The following is a 23,217-nucleotide window of genomic DNA, read 5'->3' on the forward strand; positions in this document are numbered from 1 at the left end:
CGAGAATGCGCCATGGCCAAACTCATTCTCATCGACGGCTCGTCGTATCTGTATCGTGCCTTCCATGCGCTGCCTCCGCTGACCAACGCGCATGGCGAACCCACTGGCGCATTATTCGGCGTGGTCAACATGCTGCGCGCCACGCTGAAGGCGAAGCCGGAATATCTGGCCTTCGTCAGCGACGCGCCCGGACCGACTTTCCGCGACGACTTGTACGACCAGTACAAGGCCAACCGCCCGCCGATGCCGGATGACCTGCGCTCGCAAGTCGGACCGATGCTGGCGATCGTCGGCGCGCTGGGCTTTCCCATTCTGCGCGTGGCCGGCGTCGAGGCGGATGACGTGATCGGTACGCTGGCGGTGCAGGCCCGTGAACTGGGCATTGAAGTGGAGGTTTCCACTGGCGACAAGGACATGGCCCAGCTGGTGGGTCCGCACGTCACCCTGATCAACACCATGAGCAACACGGTGATGAACAGCGATGGCGTGATGGAAAAATTCGGTGTGCGCCCGGATCAGATCATCGACTTTCTCGCACTCACCGGCGACAGCATCGACAACGTGCCCGGTGTACCGAAGTGCGGCCCGAAAACAGCCGCCAAGTGGCTGGCCGAATACGACTCACTCGATGGCGTGATCGCCAACGCCGACAAAATTGGGGGCAAGATCGGCGAAAGCCTGCGTGCGGCGCTGCCGCAACTGCCGCTGTCGCGCGAACTGGTCACCATCAAGACCGACGTGCCGCTGGATGTCGGCCCTACCGGGCTGGCGCAGCGCGCTGCCGATGTCGAACAGCTGCGTGAGCTTTACGCGCGCTACGAGTTCAAGGCGGCGTTGAAGGATCTGGATACGGCATCACCAGCCGCTGACGCGTCGTCGAAAGGCGACGCCACGGCGGGCTCCATAGCAACACCGGCCACCCCGACCGTCACCGACGACATTCCCGCCGCGTGGTCCGCGCCCGGTGATTACGAACTGGTTACCACGCAAGCGCAGTTCGACGGCTGGCTGGAAAAGCTGCGTCACGCGCCGCTGATCGCGTTCGACACCGAGACCACCAGCATCGATGCGATGCGCGCCGATATCGTCGGCCTCAGCCTGGCAGTGGAATCGGGCAAGGCCTGTTACATCCCGCTCGATCACGATTACCCGGGCGCACCGAAGCAACTGGATCGCGAAGCTGTGCTCGCCGCACTGAAGCCGATCTTCGAAGATCCGTCCCGACCCAAGCTCGGCCAGCACGCGAAGTACGACATCAACATCCTGGCGCGCTACGGCATCGCCGTGCAGGGTGTGCAACACGATTCGATGCTCGAATCGTACGTGTGGAATGCCACGGCCACACGCCACGACATGGATTCGCTGGCCAGAAAATATCTCGGCTACGAAACGATCAAGTACGAACAGGTGGCCGGCAAGGGCGCCAAGCAGATTTCGTTCTCGCAGGTGGATCTGGACACGGCCTGCGGCTACGCGGCCGAGGACGCGGACATCACCCTGCGCCTGCACCATGCGCTGTGGCCGAAGCTGGAGAGCGTGCCCGCCTTGCGTGACGTCTATCAGGACATCGAGATTCCGCTGGTACCGGTGCTCGCAGCGATGGAGCGCCGCGGCGTACTGATCGACGGTGCCGCCCTGCGCACGCAGAGCCAGCAGTTAGGCAAGCGCATGCTTGAATTGCAACAACAGTCCTACGCGCTGGCCGGCCACGAATTCAATCTCGACTCGCCCAAGCAGTTGCAGGCCGTGCTGTTCGACGAACTCGGCCTGGCGGCGAAATTGAAGACGCCGACCGGCCAGCCGTCGACCAACGAAGAAGCGCTGGACGCCATCGCCGATACGCACGAACTGCCGCGGCTGATCCTCGACTACCGCAGCCTGGCCAAGCTGCGTTCCACCTACACCGACAAGCTCTCCGGCATCGTCAATCCGCGTACCGGCCGCGTACACACCAGCTATCACCAGGGCTCGGTGGCAACCGGCCGCATCTCGTCATCCGACCCGAACCTGCAGAACATTCCGGTACGCACCGAAGAAGGCCGGCGCATTCGCCAGGCCTTCATTGCGCCACCCGGCTGGAAGGTGATGGCGGCAGACTATTCGCAGATCGAGTTGCGCATCATGGCGCACTTGTCCGGCGACGAAGGTTTGCTCAAGGCCTTTCACGAAGGCGGCGACGTGCATCGCGCCACCGCCGCCGAAGTCTTCGGACTGAAGCCTGCAGACGTCAGCACCAACCAGCGTCGCGCCGCGAAAGCGATCAACTTCGGTCTGATGTACGGCATGAGTGCGTTCGGCCTGGCCAAGCAACTGGGCGTGGATCGCGGCGAAGCCAGCGATTACATGGCGCGCTATTTCGCCCGCTACCCCGGCGTGCAAGCCTTCATGGAAGCCACCCGCGAACGCGCCCATCGCGACGGTTACGTGGAAACCATCTTTGGCCGTCGGCTGTATCTGGACAATCTCACCGCACGCAACCAGGGCCTGCGTCAGGGCGCCGAGCGCGCAGCGGTGAATGCGCCGATGCAGGGCAGCGCCGCGGACATCATCAAGCGCGCGATGATCGCCGTGGCAGCGTGGCTGAAGGATCGCGACGACGCCCACATGCTGATGCAGGTACACGACGAACTGGTGTTCGAGGTGCGTGCCGATGCTGTCGAAGCGGTGCGTGCCGGCGTGATCGAGCGAATGTCCGGCGCCGCTGAACTGGCCGTGCCGCTGGTGGTCGACGTGGGTGTGGGTAAGAACTGGGACGAGGCGCACTGAGGCACCGCGTGGCGGCGGAACAGCCATCTGTTCGTTAAGTTTTCATGGGAATGAATCGTCCATGAATTTCTTTTGGAACCGTGCAACTTTTGCTGAAAATGGCGCTCTAATCTTTCGGATGCACGCAACGGCATCCACGGCGGTTTCACCTCCCTGAGCCGCCACCGGCACGAACCTCTCCCCTGGGTCTTCGTGTCCGCCCTGCCCCGGATGCTTCCCCTGGCATCCGGGGCTTTTTTATCTGTCGTTCGCGCGACCTGTACATTCCGTGCACATCGGCATTCCGATACTCGACGCACTTCAACCAAGGGGAACATCATGCGTACTGGTCTGATCATCGTTGGCATCGTCCTGGTAGCCGCCGGCATCTGGGTCGTCGCTGGCCATGCCTTCTATCAGGACACCGACACCTTGCTGCAGGTAGGTTCGGCCAAGATCACCGCCACCCATGACAAGGGCGTTCCGCAGTGGGTCGGCATTGCCGGCATCGTGGTTGGCGCCTTGCTCGCGCTCGGCGGGCTGATGCAGAAGCGCTGATTGAAGCGTCCAGCCATCGAAAACCGCCGCTTAAGCGGCGGTTTTTCGTTGCGCCCACTACACTAGGCACGATGGATGTCTCGTACCTGATCGACCCGCTCAACGAAGCCCAGCGCGAAGCCGTCTGCGCGCCACCCGGCCACTATCTGGTGCTGGCCGGCGCCGGCTCCGGCAAGACCCGGGTACTGACCCACCGCATCGGCTGGCTGACCCAGGCCGAAGGGGTGCCGCCGTGGGCCATCTTGGCGGTGACCTTCACCAACAAGGCGGCCGGCGAAATGCGCGCGCGACTGGACGCGTTGATCCCCGGCAGTACGCAAGGCCTCACCGTCGGTACCTTCCACGGTATCGCGCATCGTCTGCTGCGCCGACACTGGCGTGATGCCGGGCTGCCCGAAACGTTTCAGATTCTGGATTCCGACGATCAACTGCGGCTGGTGAAACGCGTGGTCGCCGGGCTGGGGCTGGACGATGCGAAGTTTCCGCCACGTCAGGCCTGCTGGCAGATCAACAACTGGAAAGACGAAGGCAAACGCCCGGATGGCATCGAGCATCGCGATCATCCGGTTACCCACACCTTCGTCAACATCTACAAGGCGTACGAGGATGCCTGCCGCCGTGCCGGCCTTGTCGACTTTGGCGAACTGCTGCTGCGCGCGCATGAGTTGTGGCTGAAAAATCCGGCCGTACTGGAGCATTACCAGCAACGCTGGCGCCATCTGCTGGTCGACGAATTCCAGGACACCAACACGCTGCAATATGCGTGGATTCGGGTGCTCGCCGGCGCTACCGGCCAGGTCTTCGCGGTCGGCGATGATGACCAGTCGATCTACGGCTGGCGCGGTGCCAAGGTCGAGAACATGACCCAGTTCCTGCGCGATTTTCCCGGTGCCCGCACGATCAAGCTGGAACAGAACTACCGCTCCACCTCGACCATCCTGAAAGCTGCCAACCAAGTGATCCAACGCAATGGCAGCCGTCTGGGCAAGGAGCTGTGGACCGCTGGCGATGACGGCGAACGCATTGCGCTGTACGCCGCCTACAACGAACAGGACGAGGCGCGCTTCGTGATCGAGCGCATCCGTGAATACATCGACGAACAAGGCTCGGCGAAAGACTGCGCGATCCTGTATCGCTCCAACGCGCAGTCACGCAATTTCGAAGAGCAACTGGTCCAGCGCAAGATCGGCTACCGCGTCTATGGCGGCCAGCGCTTCTTCGAGCGCGCCGAAGTGAAGGACGCGCTAGCCTACCTGCGCCTCACCGCGAACCGCCACGACGACGCCGCGTTCGAGCGGGCCGTGAATACCCCACCGCGCGGCATCGGCGACCGTACGCTGGATATCCTGCGTCGCCGCGCCCGCAGCGAGAACGTCTCGATGTGGGAGGCCGTGCTGGGCGAACTGACCAGCGGCAACGAGCTGGCCGGGCGATCGAAGAATGCAGTGAAGGCGTTTCTTGCGCTGATCGATGAAATGGCGCGGGCATTCGGGGGAGCAGGAAACGGGGAACAGGGAACAGCGGAAGCGGCATTCGGCACAACTGACGCTGTGGCTCCTGTTCCCCGTTCCCCGCCACCGCCAGGAAGTCCCCTTGTGGGATTCCCCGTTGCCCAGCTACTGACGCTCGCCGAACAGATCGAACACGCCATCACCCACACCGGCTTGCGCGACTTCTACGAGAAGGACAGTCGCGGCAACGCCGAGTCACGCGTGGAAAATCTGGACGAACTGATCAACGTGGCCAGCCGCTTCGAGCGCAGCAACGAAGACATCGACGCCGGCATCAGCGAACTCAATGCGTTCCTGTCCAACGCCACGCTGGAAGCGGGCGAAAGTCAGGGCGAGGCATGGGACGACTGCGTGCAGTTGATGACGCTGCACTCTGCCAAAGGGCTGGAGTTTCCGGTGGTGTTTCTGGTCGGCATGGAAGAAGGGTTGTTCCCCAGCCAGCGTTCGGTCGACGACGAAGGCCGGCTGGAAGAAGAGCGCCGGCTCGCTTATGTCGGGATCACCCGCGCCCGCGAACGGCTCATCGTTACCCATGCCGAATCACGCCGCATGCACGGCACCGAAATGCTGGCGCGGCCGTCGCGTTTCCTCAGCGAGATGCCGGCCGAACTGATTGACGAAGTACGCCCACGCGTTAACGTGACTCGACCGATGTATGCCGGCCGCCCGCGCGAAACCTCCTCGTCACTGGAAGAGACCCTGCCGGTCAAGCTTGGCCAACGCGTCAGTCACCCCAGCTTCGGCGAAGGCGTGGTGGTCAGCGCCGAAGGCAGCGGGGCGCACACCCGCCTGCAGATCAATTTCGAAGGTGTGGGCAGCAAGTGGCTGGTAGCGGCGTATGCGAATCTGACGGCGCTGTAGTTTCACGCACGAGAGAAGGGCGCGAGCGCCCCTCTTTCAAAGCATCTCTGGCTTGAGTCCTAGTGTCCGCCTGCAGCAGCTCGCCTGGCCTTTACGTCGCTGGCGGCAATCTGCTTGCTCTGGTTGCCCCACGATGAGCGTTCGTGATTGACGATGTCGGCAATCTCCGCGTCGTTCAACTGACCTGCAAAGGGTGGCATCGCGGTGGGATAGACCACGCCACCAATGTTCTGGCCTTGCAGCCCCTTCAGTACCGCGTCGATCTGCACGGTCGGGTCAGGATCGAGTACGGCCGCATTCGCCTTGAGTGGCGGAAAAGCTCCGGCGATGCCTTCACCTGTCGGCTGGTGGCAGGCCGCGCAGTTCGCTCCGTAAAGCGCATCACCCTTGGCAGCATCCACGTGATACGGACCCAGGGCCGCCGACGCTGCCGCCATGTCTGCAGCCGGCGCAGCAGCTGCCGGCGCGGCTGCGGCAACCGCCGGCTCGACCGCCGCTGCACCCTCAGCACGCACTTCAAGCACGCCGATCGCGCCAATCATCGCGTGCGCCATGTCGTGATCGACGAACGGATACTTGCCGGGGCCGGGAATGACCAGGTCGAATACCGCACCAGCACCTGGTCCGATCGAGTAGGTCGAAACACCGCTCAACGCATGCGTGGCATCGCCATCGGGATAGACCTTGTCGAAGATCGCGCCGATCACGTGGAACGAGCTCCACAGATCCGGGCCGGCATCCACTACATACAGGCGCACGCGCTTGCCCGCGGTGGCCACCAGCGGGTGGTCGCGGTACTGGAACGCGGCGCCGTTGAACACCACTTCGTCGGGGCGTTCCTGCGACATCTTCTCGTAGTTGGCGCCCATCAGGTGATCGGCAACCTGCTGCGTATACCACTCGCTTTGCTCGATCACGTAACTCGCGTCGGCGGGCGGCAGCGGCGTGGCCGGGTCAACAATCAGCACGCCATACATGCCATTGGCGATATGCAGCAGTACCGGCGGTGTACCGCAGTGGTACAGGAATGCACCGGGCACCTCAGCCACGAACGAGAACTTGATCGCCTTGCCGGGCATGACCTCCACGTAGTTGTCACTCGGCGCCGTGATCGCCGCATGGAAGTCGATGGAATGCTGCATCGTGCCGCTGTTGCTGAAGGTCACATTGACCTTCTGGCCCTGACGCACGTGGATGATCGGGCCGGGCACCGTGCCACCGAAGGTCCACGCGTTGTAGTCGACACCGCTGGCAATGGAAACCTTGCTGTCCGAGGAATCAAGGTGCACCTCGACACTGTCACCCGTGCCGATCAGCGGCGGCAGGCGCGCATCGCGCGGATTGGCGATCGGCTGGCTGGACGCCATCGCCAGCGGGGAGACCGCCGCCGCTGCCGCCATCGGTGACGGCGACTGGACGTCCATACTGCTGTGCAGGCCGCCAATCAGGAAAACCAGCAACACCAGTACACCGAGCATGGCCGGAATCTGCACTCCCATCGGCAGGCGTTGCGGCTCCTGCGCCAGCGTTTCGCTGCTGCCCCACTCGGCGACACGGCGCCAGCGCGGCCAGCGCTTTTCGATGAAGTAGTCGAGGCTGTACGGGCTGCGGCCGCCGCGGGTGTTGATCGCGATCAGCGCCACGAAGATCAGTACATAGGTGATCGCCGTACCCATGTTGTTGGCGCCCACCGTGTAGGGGCCGCCGAAACCTTCAGCGGTGCTCCACACCAGCAGGCTGAACAAGGCACCGACCACGTACAGGGTCTTCCGCGCAAAACCGGTCAGCAGCGCCAGTGCGATGGTGGTTTCGATGATCCGCGTGAGCCAGGTGAACAGCATGGCGTGCGGCGTGACCACGCCGATCCACAGGGCGAACCAGCCGGCCAGCCAGGCCGGCTGGCCCTGCGCGGCATTGTGCAGGTAACCCACATAGTGAACGGCAAAATCCGGTGACCATGTCAGCGCGGCGCCCACCGCCCAGATGATGCCGAAGCCGACCCGCAACGCGGCGGCGGCCACGGCTGGCCATGCTCGCGAGGCAGTGCCTTGAAGCTGGGTTTGTGACATGTGCGTCCCCTGTTCGAGTGCCTTGCGACACGGTGATTGACTGGCAGTCTAGACCCTGAGCGCACGCTCAAGTCGAGCCGTGACGTCGCAGGCAAGACGCCCGCATCACCATCGTAAATTCAAACGAAATCAGAGTGCTGCACGCAACTTGTTGCGATCACTCGCGCAGGCGCGGCACCCCGTGGACATCGCGCTCTTCGATCGCAATCGGATGCGTATCCGGCTGCATCGGGCTGGCCGATTGCGCCAGCGGCGTGACCGCCTCGCCGCGAGAAAATGCGAGGGCGTTACGGTAACAACGCTGCGCCTGCGCAGTGTCGCCGCGCCCGGCAAAGGCATCGCCCAGCGCTTCCCAGGCCGCTGCGCCTGGCGCAAGCGCCAGCGAACGCTGCAGGTATTGATGCGCCTTGCCCCACACTTTCAGCCGCACACACATGCGGCCGAGGGTGAGCAACAGATTCGCGTCGTTCGGATGCGCGTCGAGCCAGCCTTCGGCACGCCGCAAACGAGCTTCGATGTCGTCGCCGGCCAGGCTGCCGTAGGTTTCGATCAACAGCGGCGACCATTCACGACGCAGCGCCGACTCCACCTCATCCATCGCCGGCAAGGTCAGTCCGAAGCTGGCGGCGCGACGCGCGTAGGCGTCAACCACCGCAGGCAGCCGACGCTGTGGCTTGGGCCACTGAGACCACATTGCGTTGAGCGTGGCGCCATCCGGGGTGGCGTTGATGGCAGCCACCAACACCTGGGTTTCCAGCGCCGCATAGGCGCGATGGCCCAGTGCACCACTTTTCTGCAGCGGCGCCAGCGCCTCGCGGGCACGGCGGATATCACCGGTTGCCAGCGCCGCCTGCACCAGTTCACGCCAACCACCGGGCGTCAGCGTGCCTTTGTCGGAGTCGGGCAACAGCAAGGCCAGCGCTTCGGCCGGCTTGCCATCGCGACGCAGCACGCGAGCGCGTAACACGCGTGCGGCTTGCGGCACCGATTGTGCAGCCTGATCCAGCGCCTCCAGCGCACGGCCATGCTCGCCACGGCGCGAGGCAGCTTCAGCGGAAGCCAGCAAGGCCGGGCCACGCAGACTGTCCAGTCGCGAGGCGCGATTGAGATCACGCTCGGCATCACCGTGACGGCCTTCGATCAACGCGATCAGGCCAGCGCCCAGACGCTGTTGGCTAAGCCGCCGGTGCCGGCGCGAAAGCGCGCCGAACGGCCAGCGCAGCAATCGCCACAAGGTGGTCAGCAAAGCCCATCCGAGCAGCAGGATGACCAGTGCCGCCACCACGGTGGTTTCCACCCTCCAGCCACGCAGGCGCACCAGCACGTAGCCCGGATCTTCGGCCACCCAGTGCCAGCCAAACGCGGCCAACGCCGCGGCAACCACCGCCAGCAGCACCCAGTACCAGAGCTTCATGGCCGCGCCTCGCCCGCCGCCGCCGCATCATGGCTCGGCGTCGGGCTGCCCAGGGCGTGTACTGCACGCAGGTTGCGCAATTCGTTCAACGCCGCGCCGAGTTGCACCGTGGGCTTCGTCGGCAATTGACTGGCCAACTGCTGCAACTTCGCGCGCACCTGCTGTACTTCCGGCGTAGCCAGATCGAATTGACTGGCCAGCGCAGCATCCACCCGTTGCAATGCCGCTGCGTAATCCTTGCTGTCGTAGGCGAGCAAGGCGGCCTGCGCCTGGGCCAGGTCGAGCGCAGCCAATTCACGCGCGAACCGTGCGTCGGCGACGGCCAACGGCGCGCCATTGTCGCGCTGCACGCTGACCACGCTGCTCAATGCGCGACGAACCCGCGACCAGCTATCGGTAGCCTGGGTAGCAGGATGATCCAGCGGCTTCAGCGGCAGCGCGGCCAACTCGCCACGCAGCGCCAGCAATTGCTGCAAGGCATCGTTCTGGCTGAGCGGCTGGCTTTTCGCCAGCGCTTCACGTTCGGCCTCGATGCTTTGGCGCAGCCCACCAAAAGCGCCATCGTTGACGGCTGCCAGAGCCTGGTCAGCCAACGCATAAGCTGCAGCGGCGCCCTGCGCGTCATGGAACAGCGTGTAGCGCTCACCGGCCATGCGCAACAGCGACTCGGTTTCATCCAGCAGCATGCCGTCACGACCGCTCAAACTTTTCTCGGCGAGCTTCGCCACCGCGTCCTCGACGTGGCGCGTACGCTCGGCCTGACCGAGCAACTCGTCGCGCAACGAGCGATTGACTTGCGCAGCATCATCCAGCCGCTGATTCAGACTGCTGCGCTGTTGGTCGAGGGCGGTCAGCGTGGTCTCCAGCGTGGCTACACGCTGCTGCAAATCAGCCATATTCCGGCTGTCGGCAGCCGTGCCCTGCTGTTGTTGCCACTGGCGCCAGCCGATGTAACCGGATGCGCCAACGGCGATCAACGCCAGCAGCACCGCCAAGCCCAGCGTGCCACCGCCATGCGAGCGCGGCGCCGGATGTACCGGAGCCGATCGCGTCGGACGAACCGGCGGTTCAACCAGTACGGCGTCACGCGGCGCAGGATCGGGACGAACGCCCTCGGGTTTGCTTGGTTGGTCTTGGTTGCTCATGCACGCATGCTAGCAGCCCATACGGGCCCGTTCGTAGCACCTCTACGTGAAGAAAACTCATGCTGCGGCGATGGCCTCGGCCAGCAAGTCGGCGGACACGGCTGAAACCGCCACGCGAGTGCGCCGAAAACCGGCCGCTCGCGCCGCCCCGGCCAGTCGTTCGCTGCTGACCACGGCGGAAGCAGCGCACAGCCGCTTCCACGCGGGCGCCGGCAACCTTTGCTGCAAGTTGCACAAGGCCTCGCTGCTGGACAGCAGCACCTGCGCCGTTACCGGTAACTGCAGCAACGCCTGCACATGGCGAGCATTCAGCCGTGGCGGAACGCGCTGGTAGACATGCAGCTCGCGCAGTTGCGCACCACGTGCAGCGAGCTGCTCACGCAGCACGCCGCGACCACCGGGCGCACCGATCAAGGCCACCCGACGCCCGTGCAGCGACTGCAGCTCAGGCAGATCCAGCAGACCTTCACTGTCCTGCTGGCGCGGCGCCAACGGTTCCGCAATACCGTGCCGACGCAACGCCCGCGCGGTGCCCTGGCCCACCGCCAGCACCCGCGCAGTTGTGCGCAACGGCAGCAGCGCGACCGCATGGCGCACTGCTGCCGGGCTGGTGAACACGATCATCTCGTCCGCCAGCGCGGCGCGCAGCCCGGCTCGAGCAGCATCGACGTCCGTGATGCCACGCAACGCAAGACCGGGCAACAGCAACGGCACGCCGCCCAGCGCACGCACCCGGCGCGCCAGCGCCGCAGCCGTGCCGACCGGCCGAGTAATCACCACGATCCGGCCACCCAGCCCCGCCGCTCTACGGGGGGCTGGTCGCTGCGTCCGCGCACCGTGTTCGCTCACTGTCATGGCCGCAGTGTAGCGGTGGCTTTACACTGTCGGGCTTCCCCGCACGCGAATCCCCATCACGTGAGTACGATTGAAGCGACCCTGCAAGCAGAACAACTGATCCAGTTCATTCGTGACGAGATTCCGCTGGCCCATGCGATGGACCTGGAGCTCGCCGGTTACGACGACGACAGCCTCACGCTGCGCGCGCCACTGGCGCCCAACATCAATGACAAGGGCTGCGCTTTCGGTGGCAGCCTGGTCAGCGTGATGACCTTGAGCGGTTGGGCACTGGTTGAGCTGGCACTGCGCCAGCGCGACATGGCCTGCGACGTGTTCGTCGCCGAATCCAGCGTGCGTTACCTGGCGCCGTTGTGGGACGACTTCCTCAGCGAAGCCCGACTGTCCGCCGACGCCGACTGGTCGATATTCTTCAACACGCTGCAGGCACGTGGCCGGGCGCGCATTGCGGTGGACTGCATCGTACCGGGTGAGAACGGTGAACCGGCGTGCATCTTGAACGCGCGCTTCGTGGCCAAACGCCGCGATTGAGTGGACAAGCCGTGCATCAGGCAGAATGGGCGAAACGTTCTCGGGGAGAAAATCACATGCGTCGGATTACCAGCATTGTTGTCGTACTGCTGTCGGTATTGCTGCTGGCGGGCTGCGCCACAAAGACGCGCAGTGACTCGCTCACCACCACGCTGAAGGCTTACGGCAGTACCCTGCGCTGGGGCGATTTTCAGAGCGCTACGCAATTCATCGAGCCCAAGGTTCGCACCGCGCATCCGCTGACCTCGCTGCAACGCGCGCGCTTCCAGCAGGTGCGGGTCACCGAGTACGACGATGGCGCCGGCCCCGTGCCGATCAACGACACCGACGTGCAGCAGACGGCGGTGATCAACCTGGTCAACATCCACACCCAGTCCGAGCGCAGCATTGTCGACCACCAGACCTGGCACTACGACGAGGCCACCAAGCATTGGTGGCTGATGAGCGGCCTGCCGGACATCACCCAGGACTGAGTGGCAGCGTGCGTCCGCGCGGCAGCTGGCAACCCCGTATAATCGCCGGTTTAGCTGATTGCCGCGCTTGCGCGAAGTGGACTGACGATGAATGATTTTCTGCAAAAATTGCCCGGATTTATCGGCAACAACACGGCCCTGGTGGCCCTGTTCGCAATCCTGCTGGTGGCGCTGATCGTCATGCAGATCAGCACGCTGTTCAGCAGGGTCAAGGAGCTGAGCCCCGCCGGCTTGACCCTGCTGATCAATCGCGAGACACCGCTGCTGATCGATCTGTCAGCGATTGCCGAGTTCGAAAAGATGCACGTACCCGGTGCGAAGCATGTGGCGATGAGCCAGTTCGATCCCGAGAACAAGGACCTCGCCAAGGCCAAGGAACTGCCCGTGGTGGTGATGGACAAGGATGGCCGTGGCAACTCGGTCAAGGCCGCGCAGCGCTTGGTCAAGGCGGGTTTCGGCAAGGTCCATCGGCTCGATGGCGGCGTGCTGGCCTGGCACGCTGCGCAATTGCCGGTCGCCAAGGGCAACCGGTAGAAGCCCAGCCTGAGGGCGAACCTCTTGAGCAACACCGGCTCCAGCGCAGCGCGCACAAGGTGCGCTGCTACAGCGGAAGGTCGCGAATGCCGGCACGGCCGGCAATGATCTGCGCCAGCACGTCGGGCGCGTATTCGAACGAATCGTAGTAGAGCCGATCTTCCGGCAGCCCAGCGGCGAGGAACGCAGGGTGCGCGACATCGATCATCGCCGGCGGACCGCTCATATAGAGATCGTGCCCGGACAGATCCGGGTGGTCGGCCAGTACCGCGTCGTGCACCAGACCCGTGCGCAAGCCAGCCACCTCACCGCCCTCGGACACCACGGCGTGGAACGCGAGGTTCGGCAACTGGCCGGCCCAGCGCTCGGCCAATCCACGCAAATACAAATCACTCGCCACCCGTGCACCCCAGTAAAACTGGATGGAACGACGCGTGCCCAACGCGATGAAGTGCTCGATGATCGCCTTCACGGGTGCAAAGCCGGTGCCGCCAGCCATGAAGATCATCGGTCGCTCCGAATCCTCGCGCGCCACAAACGTCCCCAGCGGCCCTTCGACGCGCAGGTGATCACCGGGCTGCAGGCCAGCGCTGACCCAGGAAGTGAAGCCGCCACCAGCGACATGGCGTACATGCATTTCGATCATGCCGTCGGTCTGCGGGCCATTGGCGATCGAGAACGGCCGGCGCTTGCCGTCCTCCAGCAGCACATCGATGTATTGGCCAGACAACCGCTTCAGCGGACGCTCGCCACGCGCCGGCAATAGCCGCAGGCCGGTCACATCCGGTGCCAGCGCCCATTTCTCGGTCACCATCATGCTGAGCTGGCGTCGCGCAATGTCTTCCACCGAGGTGACCTCGCGCGCCTCCAGCAGCAGGTCACTCGTCGGCACCGCCTGACACAGCAACACGGCATGATGCGCCTGCTCGTCAGCGTTCAGCGCCAGCGGCGGGTTGCGCGGATACTCGCAGCGCCCGTCCAGCAAGGTGGCCTTGCAACTGCCGCAGACACCGGCACGGCACGAATAAGGCAACGCCACACCCGCCCGCTGCGCGGCCTCCAGTACGGTTTCGCCTGCCGCCACCGAAAACTGACGGCCGGAAGTTTTGAGGGTGATTTTGAACACGCATGCATTGTCGTGGCGATGACTGCGGACAACAATGCGGGTTCGACCCACGAGAATCAACGATGAGCATCTGGAAGCAGGAACCCGATCTGGCCCGCATCAACACATGGAGCGCCAACACCATGATGGAGACGCTGGGCATCCGCATCACCGCGATCGGCGACGACTGGTTGCAAGGCACCATGCCGGTCGACCATCGCACCCATCAGCCCTACGGCTTGCTGCACGGCGGCGCCTCGGTGGTGCTGGCTGAAACCCTGGGCAGCACCGCAGCCATGCTGACGCTGGACCCGACCCGGGAACTGGCAGTCGGTCTGGACATCAACGCGAACCACATTCGCGGTGTGCGCAGCGGCACCGTCACCGGCACGGCGAAGATGCTGCACATCGGCCGCACCACCCAAGTGTGGGAGATCCGCATTGAAAGCGAGGAAGGCTCGCTGGTATGCATGTCGCGGATCACCATGGCGGTGATTCCGGCACGCACGATGGCGCCGCGTTGAACGATGCCCCGTACGCCAACCTCACTCCCGACCTGGTACTGGACGCGGTAAGCACCTGCGGCTTGTGGCCAGACGGCCGCTTGCTGGCGCTGAACAGCTACGAGAACCGCGTGTGGCAAGTCGGACTGGAACAGGATGGTCCTGAGCCGAGCCAGCCAGTCATCGCAAAGTTCTACCGGCCGGGCCGATGGAGCGACGCGGCGATTCTCGAAGAGCACACCTTCGCGCAGGAACTGGCCGACGCCGAACTGCCGGCTGTCGCACCGCTTGCGTTCGCTGGTCAGACTCTGCTGCATCACCAAGGTTTCCGCTATGCGTTGAGTCCGCGCCGGGGTGGCCGCGCACCGGAGCTGGAATCCGACGATCAACTGCAATGGCTGGGCCGGCTGATTGCGCGCATGCACCTGATCGGCGCGCGCACACCATTCGAGCATCGCGGCCGGCTGGATCGCGACACGATGGTGCAGCAACCGATGCAGGACGTACTCCATTCCAGCTTGCTGCCCGCGGCGCTGGCCACCAATTATCGTGCCGCCGCAAAGCGGTTGGACGCGGCAATCGGCGCACGCATGGAAGCGATCGGCCCGGTTCGCCAGTTGCGTCTGCATGGCGATTGCCACCCTGGCAACGTGTTATGGACGGATGCCGGCCCGCACTTTGTCGACTTCGATGACGCGCGTACCGGCCCGGCGGTGCAGGACTTGTGGATGCTGGCCGGCGACGAACGCACGATGAAGGCCCTGCTGGAGGGCTACCAGCAGTTCCGCGATTTCGACCATGGCGAACTGGCGTTGATTCCGGCCTTGCGCGCGATGCGTCAGCTGCACTACGCCGGCTGGATCGCCAACCGCTGGCATGATCCCGCGTTCCCCGCCGCGTTCCCGTTCGCCGCCGAGTCTCGTTGGTGGGAACAACACATCGCCGATCTGCACGACCTGTCGGATGAGCTGGAATAGCTATCGCCTGTAGCAACCCGCCAGCGGGCTCCTGCGGTTTCCAAATCCTATCCATCCGCAAGAACTTTCATCTATCCAGCCAAGCAGGCATGCTTGAGCGGATATTTTGCCGAGCGCACCCATGAAACGATCCCGCACCGCCGCCCTGCTGCTGATGAGCACCGCCCCGCTGCTGCTGACCGCCTGTGACCGCAACCAGTCGCGCGAGGGCTTGTACACCTCGGTCGAAGCCTGCGTAGCGCAGACCAACGACAGCGCAAGCTGCAACGAAGCGTTCGCCAAGGCGAAACAGGAGTCGCTGGCTACAGCCCCACGGTTTGCGAACCGCGAGGAATGCGAGGCCCGTTATGGCGCGCAGCAGTGCGCCGAACGTAGCGATGGCAACAATCATTCGTTCTTCGGCCCGCTGATGACCGGCTTCTTCCTATCGCAGATGATGCGCAACGGCGTGGCGACGAATGGTTTCAACAGCGCGCCAGCATTTCGCGACAGCAATGGCGGCTGGCAGCGGCCAGCGGCCGATGGCGCTTCAGGCGGCGTCTATCGCGGCGCCAATACGGGTACCGGCATGGTGCCAGTCACCGCCACACCAGACCGTGCCGTCACCAGCAGCCGCTCGGGCTTCGGCCGCTCCAGCGGCAGCCGCGGTTTCGGCAGCTGATGCGCCGCATCGCACTGGCCGAACGCTCCGACTGGCGTGCGAAGGCCGCTGACTGCGGCTTTGGGTTCCACACCATCGATGACGCGCCGTACTGGGATGAATCAGCGTATTACGCCTTCAGCCTGCGCGAGATCGAGCACGACATCGAGGCGCCCAGCGAAGAGCTGCACGCGATGGCACTGGACATGGTCGAGCGCATCGTCGGCAGCGAGCAGCACATGCAACAGCTGGCCATTCCCGAACCGTACCGCGACTGGATTGCGCAGAGCTGGCGCGAACGCCAGCCGCATCTGTACGGGCGCATGGATTTTGCCTATGACGGCAGCGCTCCGGCCAAGCTTTATGAACTGAACTACGACACACCAACTTCGCTGTTCGAGGCCGCCTTCTTCCAGTGGCAATGGCTGGAAGATCAACTCGCGCGTGGGCAGCTACCTGCCGGCAGCGACCAGTTCAATTCGATCCAGGAATCGCTGGTGGAAGCATTCGGCACGATCGCCCGCGGTATCGCGCGGCCATTCCACTTCGCCGCCGTGCGCGACTCCACCGAAGACCAGGGCACCATTGCCTACTTGCGTGATTGCGCGCTGCAAGCCGGTATCGACTGCGGCACGCTGGCGATCGAGGACATCGGCATTTCCGAGGATGGCCGTTTCACCGACCTCGACGACAACGTGATCGGCTGCCTGTTCAAGCTGTATCCGCTGGAAGACATGTTCCGCGAAACGTTCGGACCGTACCTGCCACGCGCAAGGCTGCAATTGATCGAGCCACCGTGGAAAGCACTGCTGAGCAACAAGGGCATTCTGCCGCTGCTGTGGGAGGCTCATCGCGGCCATCCGAACCTGTTGCCGGCCGAGTTCGATGCCGGCGGCGAGTTGCCACGCGGTTGGGTGCGCAAACCGCTGCACTCACGCGAGGGCGCCAACATCGCGATGCATCTGGATGACGGACGCGAGCTGCGCACCGACGGCCCATACGACGGCCCATGCATCCGTCAGGCCTGCCATCCGCTGACCGCGTTCGACGGTCACTATCCGTTGATCGGCAGCTGGGTGGTTGGCGACCGCGCCTGCGGCATCGGCATTCGCGAAGACAGCTCGCTGGTCACCCAGGACAGCGCGCGCTTCGTACCGCACGCGATCGTCGAGGAAGCGCGCGGCGTGCTGATCGCCTAAGCTTGCGTTTTTTCCGCCAAGGCCTCGCATGCGCACTGTTCTGTTCCGCCTGATCGGCGTCCTCGAAATCGCCGGTGGTTTCTATGGTGTGGCGGCGATGCTGCAGCGCCTGTTGCCGTTCGGCGCCCACGACAGCCTGATCGCCCTGCTCGGCCTGGCCTTGTATGGCTTCGTGCTCGCTGCCGGTATCCAGCTGGTCGCCGGCAGCGAACACGGCGTGCGCATGTCGCGCTGGGCACAGCTGCTGCAATTGCCGCTACTCGCCCTGCCGGTGCTCAGCTACGGCCTGCACTGCGGCGCCTTCGTCAACGTGTTCGCCACCTTGCAGGCGACGCCACGGCTGGGTATCGACTGGCACTTCGGCTCACAGGGTTTCATGCTGGCCGCTGCCGGTCCGTCCGTGTCACGTATCGGCATCAACCTGTTGGCACTGCTGTCGTGGCTGGTGCTGCGGCTGCGTTGAGCTCCGTCCATTCCCACTCCCGAGAAGCTGACCATGGCGCGTCCCAATTACATCGAACTGCCAGCGAGCGACATCGAGGCCGCGCGGACTTTTTATACCCGCGCCTTCGGCTGGGAGCTCACCAGTTTCGGCCCGAGCTACGCCTGCACGATGACCGGCGATGTCGATATCGGTTTGCAGGGCGACGCTGCCGAAGCGCCACGCGCGCCACTGCCGGTGATCAGCGTGGACGACCTTGAAGCGGCATTGGCGGCGGTCACGGCGGCAGGTGCCAGCATCGTGCGTCCGATCTTCGCCTTCCCCGGCGGGCGCCGCTTCCAGTTTCTCGACCCGCATGGCAACGAACTGGCGGTAATGCAGGCGGACTGAGCGCATTCCCGGAACGCTTGCTGCGTAGGGCGGGCACTGCCCGCCGCCTCCGCCACGAAGCCGAAAAACAACAGCGGCGGGCAGTGCCCGCCCTGCGGTTACCAGCCGAATTGTTGCCCCCACCAGTTATCATGCGCGGATGAATACTCCTGCCGCGCTGCCCGTCATCCGCCTGAAATCCGATCGCAACCCTGGCCACCCGTGGGTTTGGTCGGCACAGATCTACAAGCCGGAATGCAAGTTGCCACCGGGCAGCGTGGTCGAAGTGCAGGACTCGCGAGGTCGCTTTGTTGGCCGCGCGTTCTGGAACGGCCATGCGCGCATCGCACTGCGGGTGCTGGACACGCATGCCGAAGCCAGCATCGACGCCGAGTGGATTTCCGCACGCATCGCCCGCGCCGTGCAACTGCGTCGCGAGTGGTTGCAACTGGATCAGGTCAGCGACGCCTGGCGCGTGGTGCATAGCGAGGGCGACGATCTTTCCGGCTTGATCGTCGACCGCTACGCCAATGTCATCGTGATCGAATACTTCGCTGCCGGCATGTGGAAATTCCGCGAGGCGATCAATGGCGCGCTGCTCAGTCACTTCCCGGGCGCAGAGCTTTATTGGTTCGCCGAATCGCATGTGCAAAAGCAGGAATCCTTCGACTGCCGCAGCCCGGAAGTGCCTGCCGCGTTCGAAGTGCGTGAACACGGCTTGCGCTTCCACGCTGCACCGGGCTCCGGCCACAAGACCGGTTTCTTTGCCGACCAGCGCGACAACCGCAAGCGTTTTGCCGAACTGGCGAAAGGTCGTCGCGTGCTCGACCTGTGCTGCAATGCCGGCGGTTTCGCCGTGCATGCGATGGCCGCTGGCGCGAGTGAGGCGGTCGGCGTGGATCTGGACGTCGGCATCCTCGAGGTGGCCCGTGCCAACGCCGAGGCCAACAACGTCGCGGTGACGTTCGAGCAGTCCGATATCTTCGACTGGGTTCGCGCTGCCGTGGCTCGCGGCGAACGTTACGACGCCGTAGTCCTCGACCCGGCCAAGCTCACCCGCGACCGCAGCAAGGTGATGGACGCGCTAAAGAAGTATTTCGCGATGAACCGCATGGCGCTGGATATCATTCCGCCCGGCGGCCTGCTGCTGACCTGCTCGTGCACCGGACTGGTCGGCGAAGGCGAGTTCCTGGAAATGCTGCGCCGGGTGGCGCTGAACGCCGGCCGCGAAATACAGGTACTGGAAATCCGCGGCGCCGGCGCCGATCACCCGTTCCGCACCGACGTGCCGGAAGGTCGCTATCTGAAGGCGGTGTTCTGCCGGGTGGATTGAGTCGATACAGCCGGCGCAGCAGCGCACCCCGTGCGTGATGCTCCTGACAAAATCGGCAACAGAGCAGCGCGCACAGGATGTGCTTGTAAAGGCTCCCGACAATTTGCCTATCTGTCAGACGTCCATCAGAGCATGAGAATTCGAACGCTTCTGCTCACCGTTGCGACACTGGCGTGCCTCTATGTCGTCTCTGGAGCCTGCCTGCTGCGCTTCGCGCTTGAGCCGCTGCTGCTGCCACATGTCGATCTGTCCGCACCGGCGACTGCACCGCTGTTCTTGCGCATCCACAACGATGATGGCAATGCCATGCTGGTACGGCGCTACGGAGTGCCGAAGCTGGGCTGTGTCGTCTTCTTTCCCGGCCAACATGGCCTCATCCCGGCCTACCAGCAGCACCTATTCCCCGCATTTTCCACGCGGGGTATCGGCGTCCTTGCCGTCAGCTATTCGGGGCAGAATGGCGCCGCCGGCACAGCTCATCTGCACGAGCTTGTAGCGCTGGCCGCACAAGTAGTCGCTGCTGCTCAGGCCGCCTGTCCAGGCCATCGCGTCGTGGTGTACGGCCACTCGTTAGGCTCCATGGTCGCAGCCTATGCGGAAGGAAGATCGCATCCGACGGGACTTATCCTGGAGAGCACCGCACCCTCGTTCTCATCCGCGATTCGCCTTCGGTTGAGCGCACGCTGGTATCTGGCGCCGCTAACGCGGCTACCGGTTTCCAGACTGATCGCACATGACTATTCGCTCACCGAAGCGCTGTCGACCACTCTGGATATGCCCACCGTCGTATTTCAGGGCGCGACGGATAGCCAGACGCCCCTTGCAGAGCTACAGGCAGCCGGCATGCCGGGCAACCTGCAACTTGTCGTGGTCCCGGGCGGGACACACTCAACCACGTATTTGCTGGCCCGAAACCGGATGCTGCAAGCGACCCTGTCCATGCTTTGTGCACAGCAGAGCCAAAGCCCATGTGACTCTGACACGCCGCTTGTCTCAGGCGTTGCGCGGTAGCCGGCCACGCAAGGATGCCGCGTCAAACGGCCCGACTTCCGCGATCAGCTCACGCGCCGCATCGACCTGATCCCACACATTCCACAACAACACGCCACGCACGCGACCGGCGTCCAGGTAATACACCACGCCCTCGCGATAGGGCTCGCGCCAGTCTTCAACCACCTGCAGTCGGGTATCGAGCAGACCTACCGCTTCGTAGCCCAGATCGAACATATCTGAATAGAACAGTGGCGTCGCGGTGTAATCATCGCTGATACCGGTCATCGCGCGACCGGCGTGCCGGCCCATGCTCACCGCCGCATCCTCATGTTCCACGCGCATGCGTCGGTCCAGCGCCGCGCTGTGGAAGTTGGCCACGTCGCCGGCCGCCCAGATGTCCGCGTCGCCGGTCCGCAGTTGGGCATCCACCACGATGCCGTTGTCGACGGCCAGGCCGGCTTGCTCGGCCAGCCCCGTGTTCGGTGTCACGCCGATGCCGGCCACCGCCGCTTCCACGCGCAGCAGGCTGCCATCGGACAAGGTCAATTCCACCCCGCCATCGGTGGGTTGACTACCGGTGACCTGCACGCCGCTGCGCAAGTCGACGCCCTTGCTGCGGTAGTAGTCGTCGAGGTTATGTGCGAGATCATCCGGATAACGCCCCGCACCCAGCGTCTGCGCGGGAAACAACATGGTGACCTTGCAGCCGAGGCTGCATAGCGACGCGGCCAGCTCGCAGCCGATGAAGCCACCGCCAATCACCGCGATGTACGCGCCGGGCTGGGCGTAGTGGCGCAGCGTCTGGTAATCCTGCAGCGTACGAAAGTGGATGATGCGCTCGCCACCTTCGAACGGCAGTTGCCGCGAGGTGGCACCGGTGGCCAGCAACAGCTTGCGGTAGTGATACGTGTCGCCGTGATCATCCCGCGCCACATGCGCGGCACGATCCAGCGACTCGATCCGGCGCCCCTGATGCAGGATTGCGCCACTGCCCGCTGTGCCCAGATCGATGTCGGCCGGCGACTTGTCGCCCTTCCACAAGGCCTTGCTCAACGGCGGCCGCTGGTACGGTGGTGACGCCTCATCGCCCACGATGCCTATGTTCGCGCCGGGCTGGACTTCCGCAATGGCCTTGGCCGCCGCATCAGCAGCCATGCCCCCACCAATGATCAGGTAATCGTGGGTGTATTCCATAACGTTCTCCCGGGCTGATATCAGCCCATGATGCGCCGCCCCGGCAACGGCTACGTGAAATCCGGGCGCAGCCCATGAGACGGCTCGACGTACACTGGATGCATTACCCCGGGAAAACGTTCCATGCCGCTCAATGAAATTTTGCTGATCGTCCTCGTCATCCTCGCTGCAGCGCTGTTGCTGTTGCAGGTGATCATGCTGCTGCGCGGCCGCGGCGACCCCGGCCTTGGCATCAAGCTGGACGCCCTGAAAGACGACAGCGCCCGCGTAGAGCGCACCCTGCGCGAAGAGCAGCGTGCTGGCCGCGAGGAACTGCAGCAAGGCTTCGATCGCTTCCGCAGCCATCTGGGCGAACAGCTCAACGGCATGTCGCAACAGCAGGCCGAACGCATCGACGGGTTTGGCCAGCGCCTGACCCTGCTGACCGAGCGTACCGATGGCGGCTTGCAGACACTGGCGCAACGGCTGGCCGAGGATGGTCGCAAGAGCCGCGAGGAGGCCGCGCTCACGCTGGGTCGATTCGGCGAACAACAGCAGCAACAGTTCGCGGCACTGACCGGTGACAACGAAAAGCGCATGGGCGAAGTACGCGCGACGCTGGAGTCGCGACTCACCCAGCTCACCGAACGCACCGATACCGGTTTGCAGTCGCTGACCCAGCGACTGGTCGACGATGCGCGCAAGGGGCGTGAGGAAGTCACCATTACGTTGAACCGGCTCGGCGAACAGCAACAGCAGCGATTGGCCGCACTCACCGCCGACAACGAAAAGCGCATGAGCGAGATGCGCGCCACGCTGGAAGCCAAGCTCGGCGCGATCCAGCAGGACAACGCCGCAAAGCTGGAGCAGATGCGCGCCACCGTCGACGAGAAGCTGCACGCCACGCTGGAAACGCGTCTCGGCGAGTCGTTCAAACTGGTCTCCGAGCGACTGGAGGCGGTACAGCGCGGGCTGGGCGAAATGCAAAATCTGGCTGCCGGCGTGGGCGATTTGAAGCGCGTGCTGACCAACGTGAAAAAGCGCGGCATCTTTGGCGAAGTGCAATTGGGCGCGCTGCTGGAAGACATGCTCACTGCCGAGCAATACGGCTCCAACGTGATCACGGTACCGGGCAGCAATGACCGCGTGGAGTTCGCCATCCGCATGCCGGGGCAAGAGGAAGGCGAGCACGTCTATCTGCCGATCGATGCGAAATTTCCGGTCGAGGACTATCAGCGCCTGCTCGACGCGCAGGAAGCCTCCGATGCCGAAGGCGCATTGGCGGCCGGTCGCGCGCTGGAGACCCGCGTGCGCGAGGAAGCCAAACGCATCCACAGCAAGTATGTGGCGCCGCCGCACACCACCGATTTTGCGGTGCTGTATCTGCCCACCGAAGGGCTTTACGCCGAGGTGATCCGTCGCCCTGGCCTGTTCGAGAACCTGCAGCGCGACCATCGGGTGACCGTAGCAGGACCTACCACGCTGAGCGCCTTGCTCAACAGCCTGCAAATGGGCTTTCGCACGCTGGCGATCGCCAAGCGCAGCAGCGAGGTATGGAAGATCCTCGGCGCGGTGAAGAACGAGTTCGGCAAGTTCGGTGTGGTGTTGGACAAGACCCGCAAGCAACTCGACGCTGCGCGCAACAGCATCGACAGCGCGGGGGTACGTACCCGCGCCATCGAACGCACGCTGCGCGAGGTGGAATCGCTGTCCAGTGACGCCAGCCAACTGCTGCTCGATGACGCACCCTTGGCGAGCGACGACGACGGCGGCGACGACGAGTAGTC

General features: G+C 64.1%; 21 protein-coding genes. 15 read left to right on the plus strand and 6 right to left on the minus strand.

The window, feature by feature from the left end; genetic code table 11:
- Positions 1 to 12: 12 nt before the first annotated feature.
- The 3 genes from polA to PY254_RS00455 all read left to right on the plus strand — a co-directional run bounded on the left by polA (position 13) and on the right by PY254_RS00455 (position 5,675).
- Complete coding sequence (polA, locus tag PY254_RS00445) at positions 13 to 2,766, plus strand: DNA polymerase I (protein WP_281013520.1); 2,754 nt, start codon at positions 13 to 15, stop codon at positions 2,764 to 2,766.
- Positions 2,767 to 3,084: 318 nt separating this feature from the next.
- Positions 3,085 to 3,303 (plus strand): hypothetical protein, encoded by a 219-nt coding sequence (locus PY254_RS00450; RefSeq protein WP_281013521.1) that lies wholly within the window; start codon positions 3,085 to 3,087, stop codon positions 3,301 to 3,303.
- A 71-nt stretch (positions 3,304 to 3,374) separates the two neighbouring features.
- Positions 3,375 to 5,675, plus strand: coding sequence for a 3'-5' exonuclease (locus PY254_RS00455; RefSeq protein WP_281013522.1), 2,301 nt, complete (start codon positions 3,375 to 3,377; stop codon positions 5,673 to 5,675).
- Positions 5,676 to 5,734: 59 nt separating this feature from the next.
- Here the strand turns inward: PY254_RS00455 and PY254_RS00460 are convergent, their stop codons facing one another.
- From PY254_RS00460 to PY254_RS00475, 4 genes are all read right to left on the minus strand, one after another.
- Positions 5,735 to 7,744, minus strand: a complete 2,010-nt coding sequence (locus tag PY254_RS00460) for a c-type cytochrome (protein WP_281013523.1) — start codon at positions 7,742 to 7,744, stop codon at positions 5,735 to 5,737.
- 157 nt (positions 7,745 to 7,901) lie between these two features.
- Positions 7,902 to 9,158 (minus strand): heme biosynthesis HemY N-terminal domain-containing protein, encoded by a 1,257-nt coding sequence (locus PY254_RS00465; protein ID WP_281013524.1) that lies wholly within the window; start codon positions 9,156 to 9,158, stop codon positions 7,902 to 7,904.
- Entirely contained in the window at positions 9,155 to 10,303 is a 1,149-nt protein-coding gene (locus tag PY254_RS00470) for a uroporphyrinogen-III C-methyltransferase (RefSeq protein WP_281013525.1), read from the minus strand. The genes PY254_RS00465 and PY254_RS00470 overlap by 4 nt, the downstream gene beginning before the upstream one ends.
- Positions 10,304 to 10,360: 57 nt before the next feature.
- Positions 10,361 to 11,158: a uroporphyrinogen-III synthase gene (locus tag PY254_RS00475; protein ID WP_281013526.1), complete on the minus strand. Its 798-nt coding sequence runs from the start codon at positions 11,156 to 11,158 to the stop codon at positions 10,361 to 10,363.
- 60 nt (positions 11,159 to 11,218) lie between these two features.
- On the opposite strand from PY254_RS00475, the gene PY254_RS00480 reads away from it, so the two are divergent.
- The 3 genes from PY254_RS00480 to PY254_RS00490 all read left to right on the plus strand — a co-directional run bounded on the left by PY254_RS00480 (position 11,219) and on the right by PY254_RS00490 (position 12,696).
- Positions 11,219 to 11,689: a YiiD C-terminal domain-containing protein gene (locus tag PY254_RS00480; RefSeq protein ID WP_281013527.1), complete on the plus strand. Its 471-nt coding sequence runs from the start codon at positions 11,219 to 11,221 to the stop codon at positions 11,687 to 11,689.
- 56 nt (positions 11,690 to 11,745) lie between these two features.
- A complete protein-coding gene (locus PY254_RS00485) occupies positions 11,746 to 12,162 on the plus strand; it encodes a hypothetical protein (RefSeq protein WP_281013528.1) in 417 nt (138 codons plus the stop codon).
- Positions 12,163 to 12,249: 87 nt separating this feature from the next.
- Positions 12,250 to 12,696: a rhodanese-like domain-containing protein gene (locus tag PY254_RS00490; protein WP_281013529.1), complete on the plus strand. Its 447-nt coding sequence runs from the start codon at positions 12,250 to 12,252 to the stop codon at positions 12,694 to 12,696.
- Between the two features lie 67 nt (positions 12,697 to 12,763).
- Here PY254_RS00490 and PY254_RS00495 read toward each other — a convergent pair whose 3' ends face one another.
- Complete coding sequence (locus PY254_RS00495; protein ID WP_281013530.1) at positions 12,764 to 13,822, minus strand: 2Fe-2S iron-sulfur cluster-binding protein; 1,059 nt, start codon at positions 13,820 to 13,822, stop codon at positions 12,764 to 12,766.
- Between the two features lie 62 nt (positions 13,823 to 13,884).
- On the opposite strand from PY254_RS00495, the gene PY254_RS00500 reads away from it, so the two are divergent.
- From PY254_RS00500 to PY254_RS00535, 8 genes are all read left to right on the plus strand, one after another.
- Complete coding sequence (locus PY254_RS00500; RefSeq protein ID WP_281013531.1) at positions 13,885 to 14,325, plus strand: hotdog fold thioesterase; 441 nt, start codon at positions 13,885 to 13,887, stop codon at positions 14,323 to 14,325.
- Positions 14,322 to 15,281 carry a serine/threonine protein kinase gene (locus PY254_RS00505; protein ID WP_281015117.1) on the plus strand — a complete coding sequence of 320 codons (960 nt, stop codon included), beginning with the start codon at positions 14,322 to 14,324 and terminating at the stop codon, positions 15,279 to 15,281. Before PY254_RS00500 ends, PY254_RS00505 begins: the two co-directional genes overlap by 4 nt.
- Before the next feature lie 121 nt (positions 15,282 to 15,402).
- On the plus strand, positions 15,403 to 15,942 hold the full coding sequence (locus PY254_RS00510) for a DUF1190 domain-containing protein (RefSeq protein ID WP_281013532.1): 540 nt from the start codon (positions 15,403 to 15,405) through the stop codon (positions 15,940 to 15,942).
- A complete protein-coding gene (locus PY254_RS00515; RefSeq protein WP_281013533.1) occupies positions 15,942 to 17,120 on the plus strand; it encodes a glutathionylspermidine synthase family protein in 1,179 nt (392 codons plus the stop codon). The genes PY254_RS00510 and PY254_RS00515 overlap by 1 nt, the downstream gene beginning before the upstream one ends.
- 28 nt (positions 17,121 to 17,148) lie before the next feature.
- Positions 17,149 to 17,583, plus strand: a complete 435-nt coding sequence (locus tag PY254_RS00520) for a hypothetical protein (protein ID WP_281013535.1) — start codon at positions 17,149 to 17,151, stop codon at positions 17,581 to 17,583.
- Between the two features lie 33 nt (positions 17,584 to 17,616).
- Positions 17,617 to 17,952: a VOC family protein gene (locus PY254_RS00525; protein WP_281013536.1), complete on the plus strand. Its 336-nt coding sequence runs from the start codon at positions 17,617 to 17,619 to the stop codon at positions 17,950 to 17,952.
- Positions 17,953 to 18,091: 139 nt separating this feature from the next.
- Positions 18,092 to 19,264 carry a class I SAM-dependent rRNA methyltransferase gene (locus PY254_RS00530; protein WP_281013537.1) on the plus strand — a complete coding sequence of 391 codons (1,173 nt, stop codon included), beginning with the start codon at positions 18,092 to 18,094 and terminating at the stop codon, positions 19,262 to 19,264.
- A gap of 132 nt (positions 19,265 to 19,396) precedes the next feature.
- On the plus strand, positions 19,397 to 20,275 hold the full coding sequence (locus PY254_RS00535; RefSeq protein ID WP_281013538.1) for an alpha/beta hydrolase: 879 nt from the start codon (positions 19,397 to 19,399) through the stop codon (positions 20,273 to 20,275).
- On the opposite strand, the gene PY254_RS00540 is transcribed toward PY254_RS00535, so the two are convergent.
- Complete coding sequence (locus tag PY254_RS00540) at positions 20,258 to 21,451, minus strand: NAD(P)/FAD-dependent oxidoreductase (RefSeq protein ID WP_281013539.1); 1,194 nt, start codon at positions 21,449 to 21,451, stop codon at positions 20,258 to 20,260. The genes PY254_RS00535 and PY254_RS00540 overlap by 18 nt on opposite strands.
- A 123-nt stretch (positions 21,452 to 21,574) precedes the next feature.
- On the opposite strand from PY254_RS00540, the gene rmuC reads away from it, so the two are divergent.
- Positions 21,575 to 23,215 (plus strand): DNA recombination protein RmuC, encoded by a 1,641-nt coding sequence (rmuC, locus tag PY254_RS00545; protein WP_281013540.1) that lies wholly within the window; start codon positions 21,575 to 21,577, stop codon positions 23,213 to 23,215.
- Positions 23,216 to 23,217 lie beyond the last annotated feature (2 nt).

Source organism: Rhodanobacter sp. AS-Z3 (assembly GCF_029224025.1).
In the GTDB taxonomy this organism is placed as follows: domain Bacteria; phylum Pseudomonadota; class Gammaproteobacteria; order Xanthomonadales; family Rhodanobacteraceae; genus Rhodanobacter.

Excerpts from the sequence above, each read along its gene's own strand:
- PY254_RS00510 (WP_281013532.1), top strand. The coding sequence starts at position 15,403 with ATGAAACGATCCCGCACCGCCGCCCTGCTGCTGATGAGCACCGCCCCG.
- PY254_RS00520 (WP_281013535.1), top strand. The coding sequence starts at position 17,149 with ATGCGCACTGTTCTGTTCCGCCTGATCGGCGTCCTCGAAATCGCCGGT.
- PY254_RS00515 (WP_281013533.1), top strand. The coding sequence starts at position 15,942 with ATGCGCCGCATCGCACTGGCCGAACGCTCCGACTGGCGTGCGAAGGCC.
- PY254_RS00525 (WP_281013536.1), top strand. The coding sequence starts at position 17,617 with ATGGCGCGTCCCAATTACATCGAACTGCCAGCGAGCGACATCGAGGCC.
- polA (WP_281013520.1), top strand. The coding sequence starts at position 13 with ATGGCCAAACTCATTCTCATCGACGGCTCGTCGTATCTGTATCGTGCC.
- PY254_RS00485 (WP_281013528.1), top strand. The coding sequence starts at position 11,746 with ATGCGTCGGATTACCAGCATTGTTGTCGTACTGCTGTCGGTATTGCTG.
- PY254_RS00465 (WP_281013524.1), bottom strand. The coding sequence starts at position 9,158 with ATGAAGCTCTGGTACTGGGTGCTGCTGGCGGTGGTTGCCGCGGCGTTG.
- PY254_RS00450 (WP_281013521.1), top strand. The coding sequence starts at position 3,085 with ATGCGTACTGGTCTGATCATCGTTGGCATCGTCCTGGTAGCCGCCGGC.
- rmuC (WP_281013540.1), top strand. The coding sequence starts at position 21,575 with ATGCCGCTCAATGAAATTTTGCTGATCGTCCTCGTCATCCTCGCTGCA.
- PY254_RS00475 (WP_281013526.1), bottom strand. The coding sequence starts at position 11,158 with ATGACAGTGAGCGAACACGGTGCGCGGACGCAGCGACCAGCCCCCCGT.
- PY254_RS00500 (WP_281013531.1), top strand. The coding sequence starts at position 13,885 with ATGAGCATCTGGAAGCAGGAACCCGATCTGGCCCGCATCAACACATGG.
- PY254_RS00540 (WP_281013539.1), bottom strand. The coding sequence starts at position 21,451 with ATGGAATACACCCACGATTACCTGATCATTGGTGGGGGCATGGCTGCT.
- PY254_RS00535 (WP_281013538.1), top strand. The coding sequence starts at position 19,397 with ATGAGAATTCGAACGCTTCTGCTCACCGTTGCGACACTGGCGTGCCTC.
- PY254_RS00470 (WP_281013525.1), bottom strand. The coding sequence starts at position 10,303 with ATGAGCAACCAAGACCAACCAAGCAAACCCGAGGGCGTTCGTCCCGAT.
- PY254_RS00455 (WP_281013522.1), top strand. The coding sequence starts at position 3,375 with ATGGATGTCTCGTACCTGATCGACCCGCTCAACGAAGCCCAGCGCGAA.
- PY254_RS00460 (WP_281013523.1), bottom strand. The coding sequence starts at position 7,744 with ATGTCACAAACCCAGCTTCAAGGCACTGCCTCGCGAGCATGGCCAGCC.
- PY254_RS00530 (WP_281013537.1), top strand. The coding sequence starts at position 18,092 with ATGAATACTCCTGCCGCGCTGCCCGTCATCCGCCTGAAATCCGATCGC.
- PY254_RS00490 (WP_281013529.1), top strand. The coding sequence starts at position 12,250 with ATGAATGATTTTCTGCAAAAATTGCCCGGATTTATCGGCAACAACACG.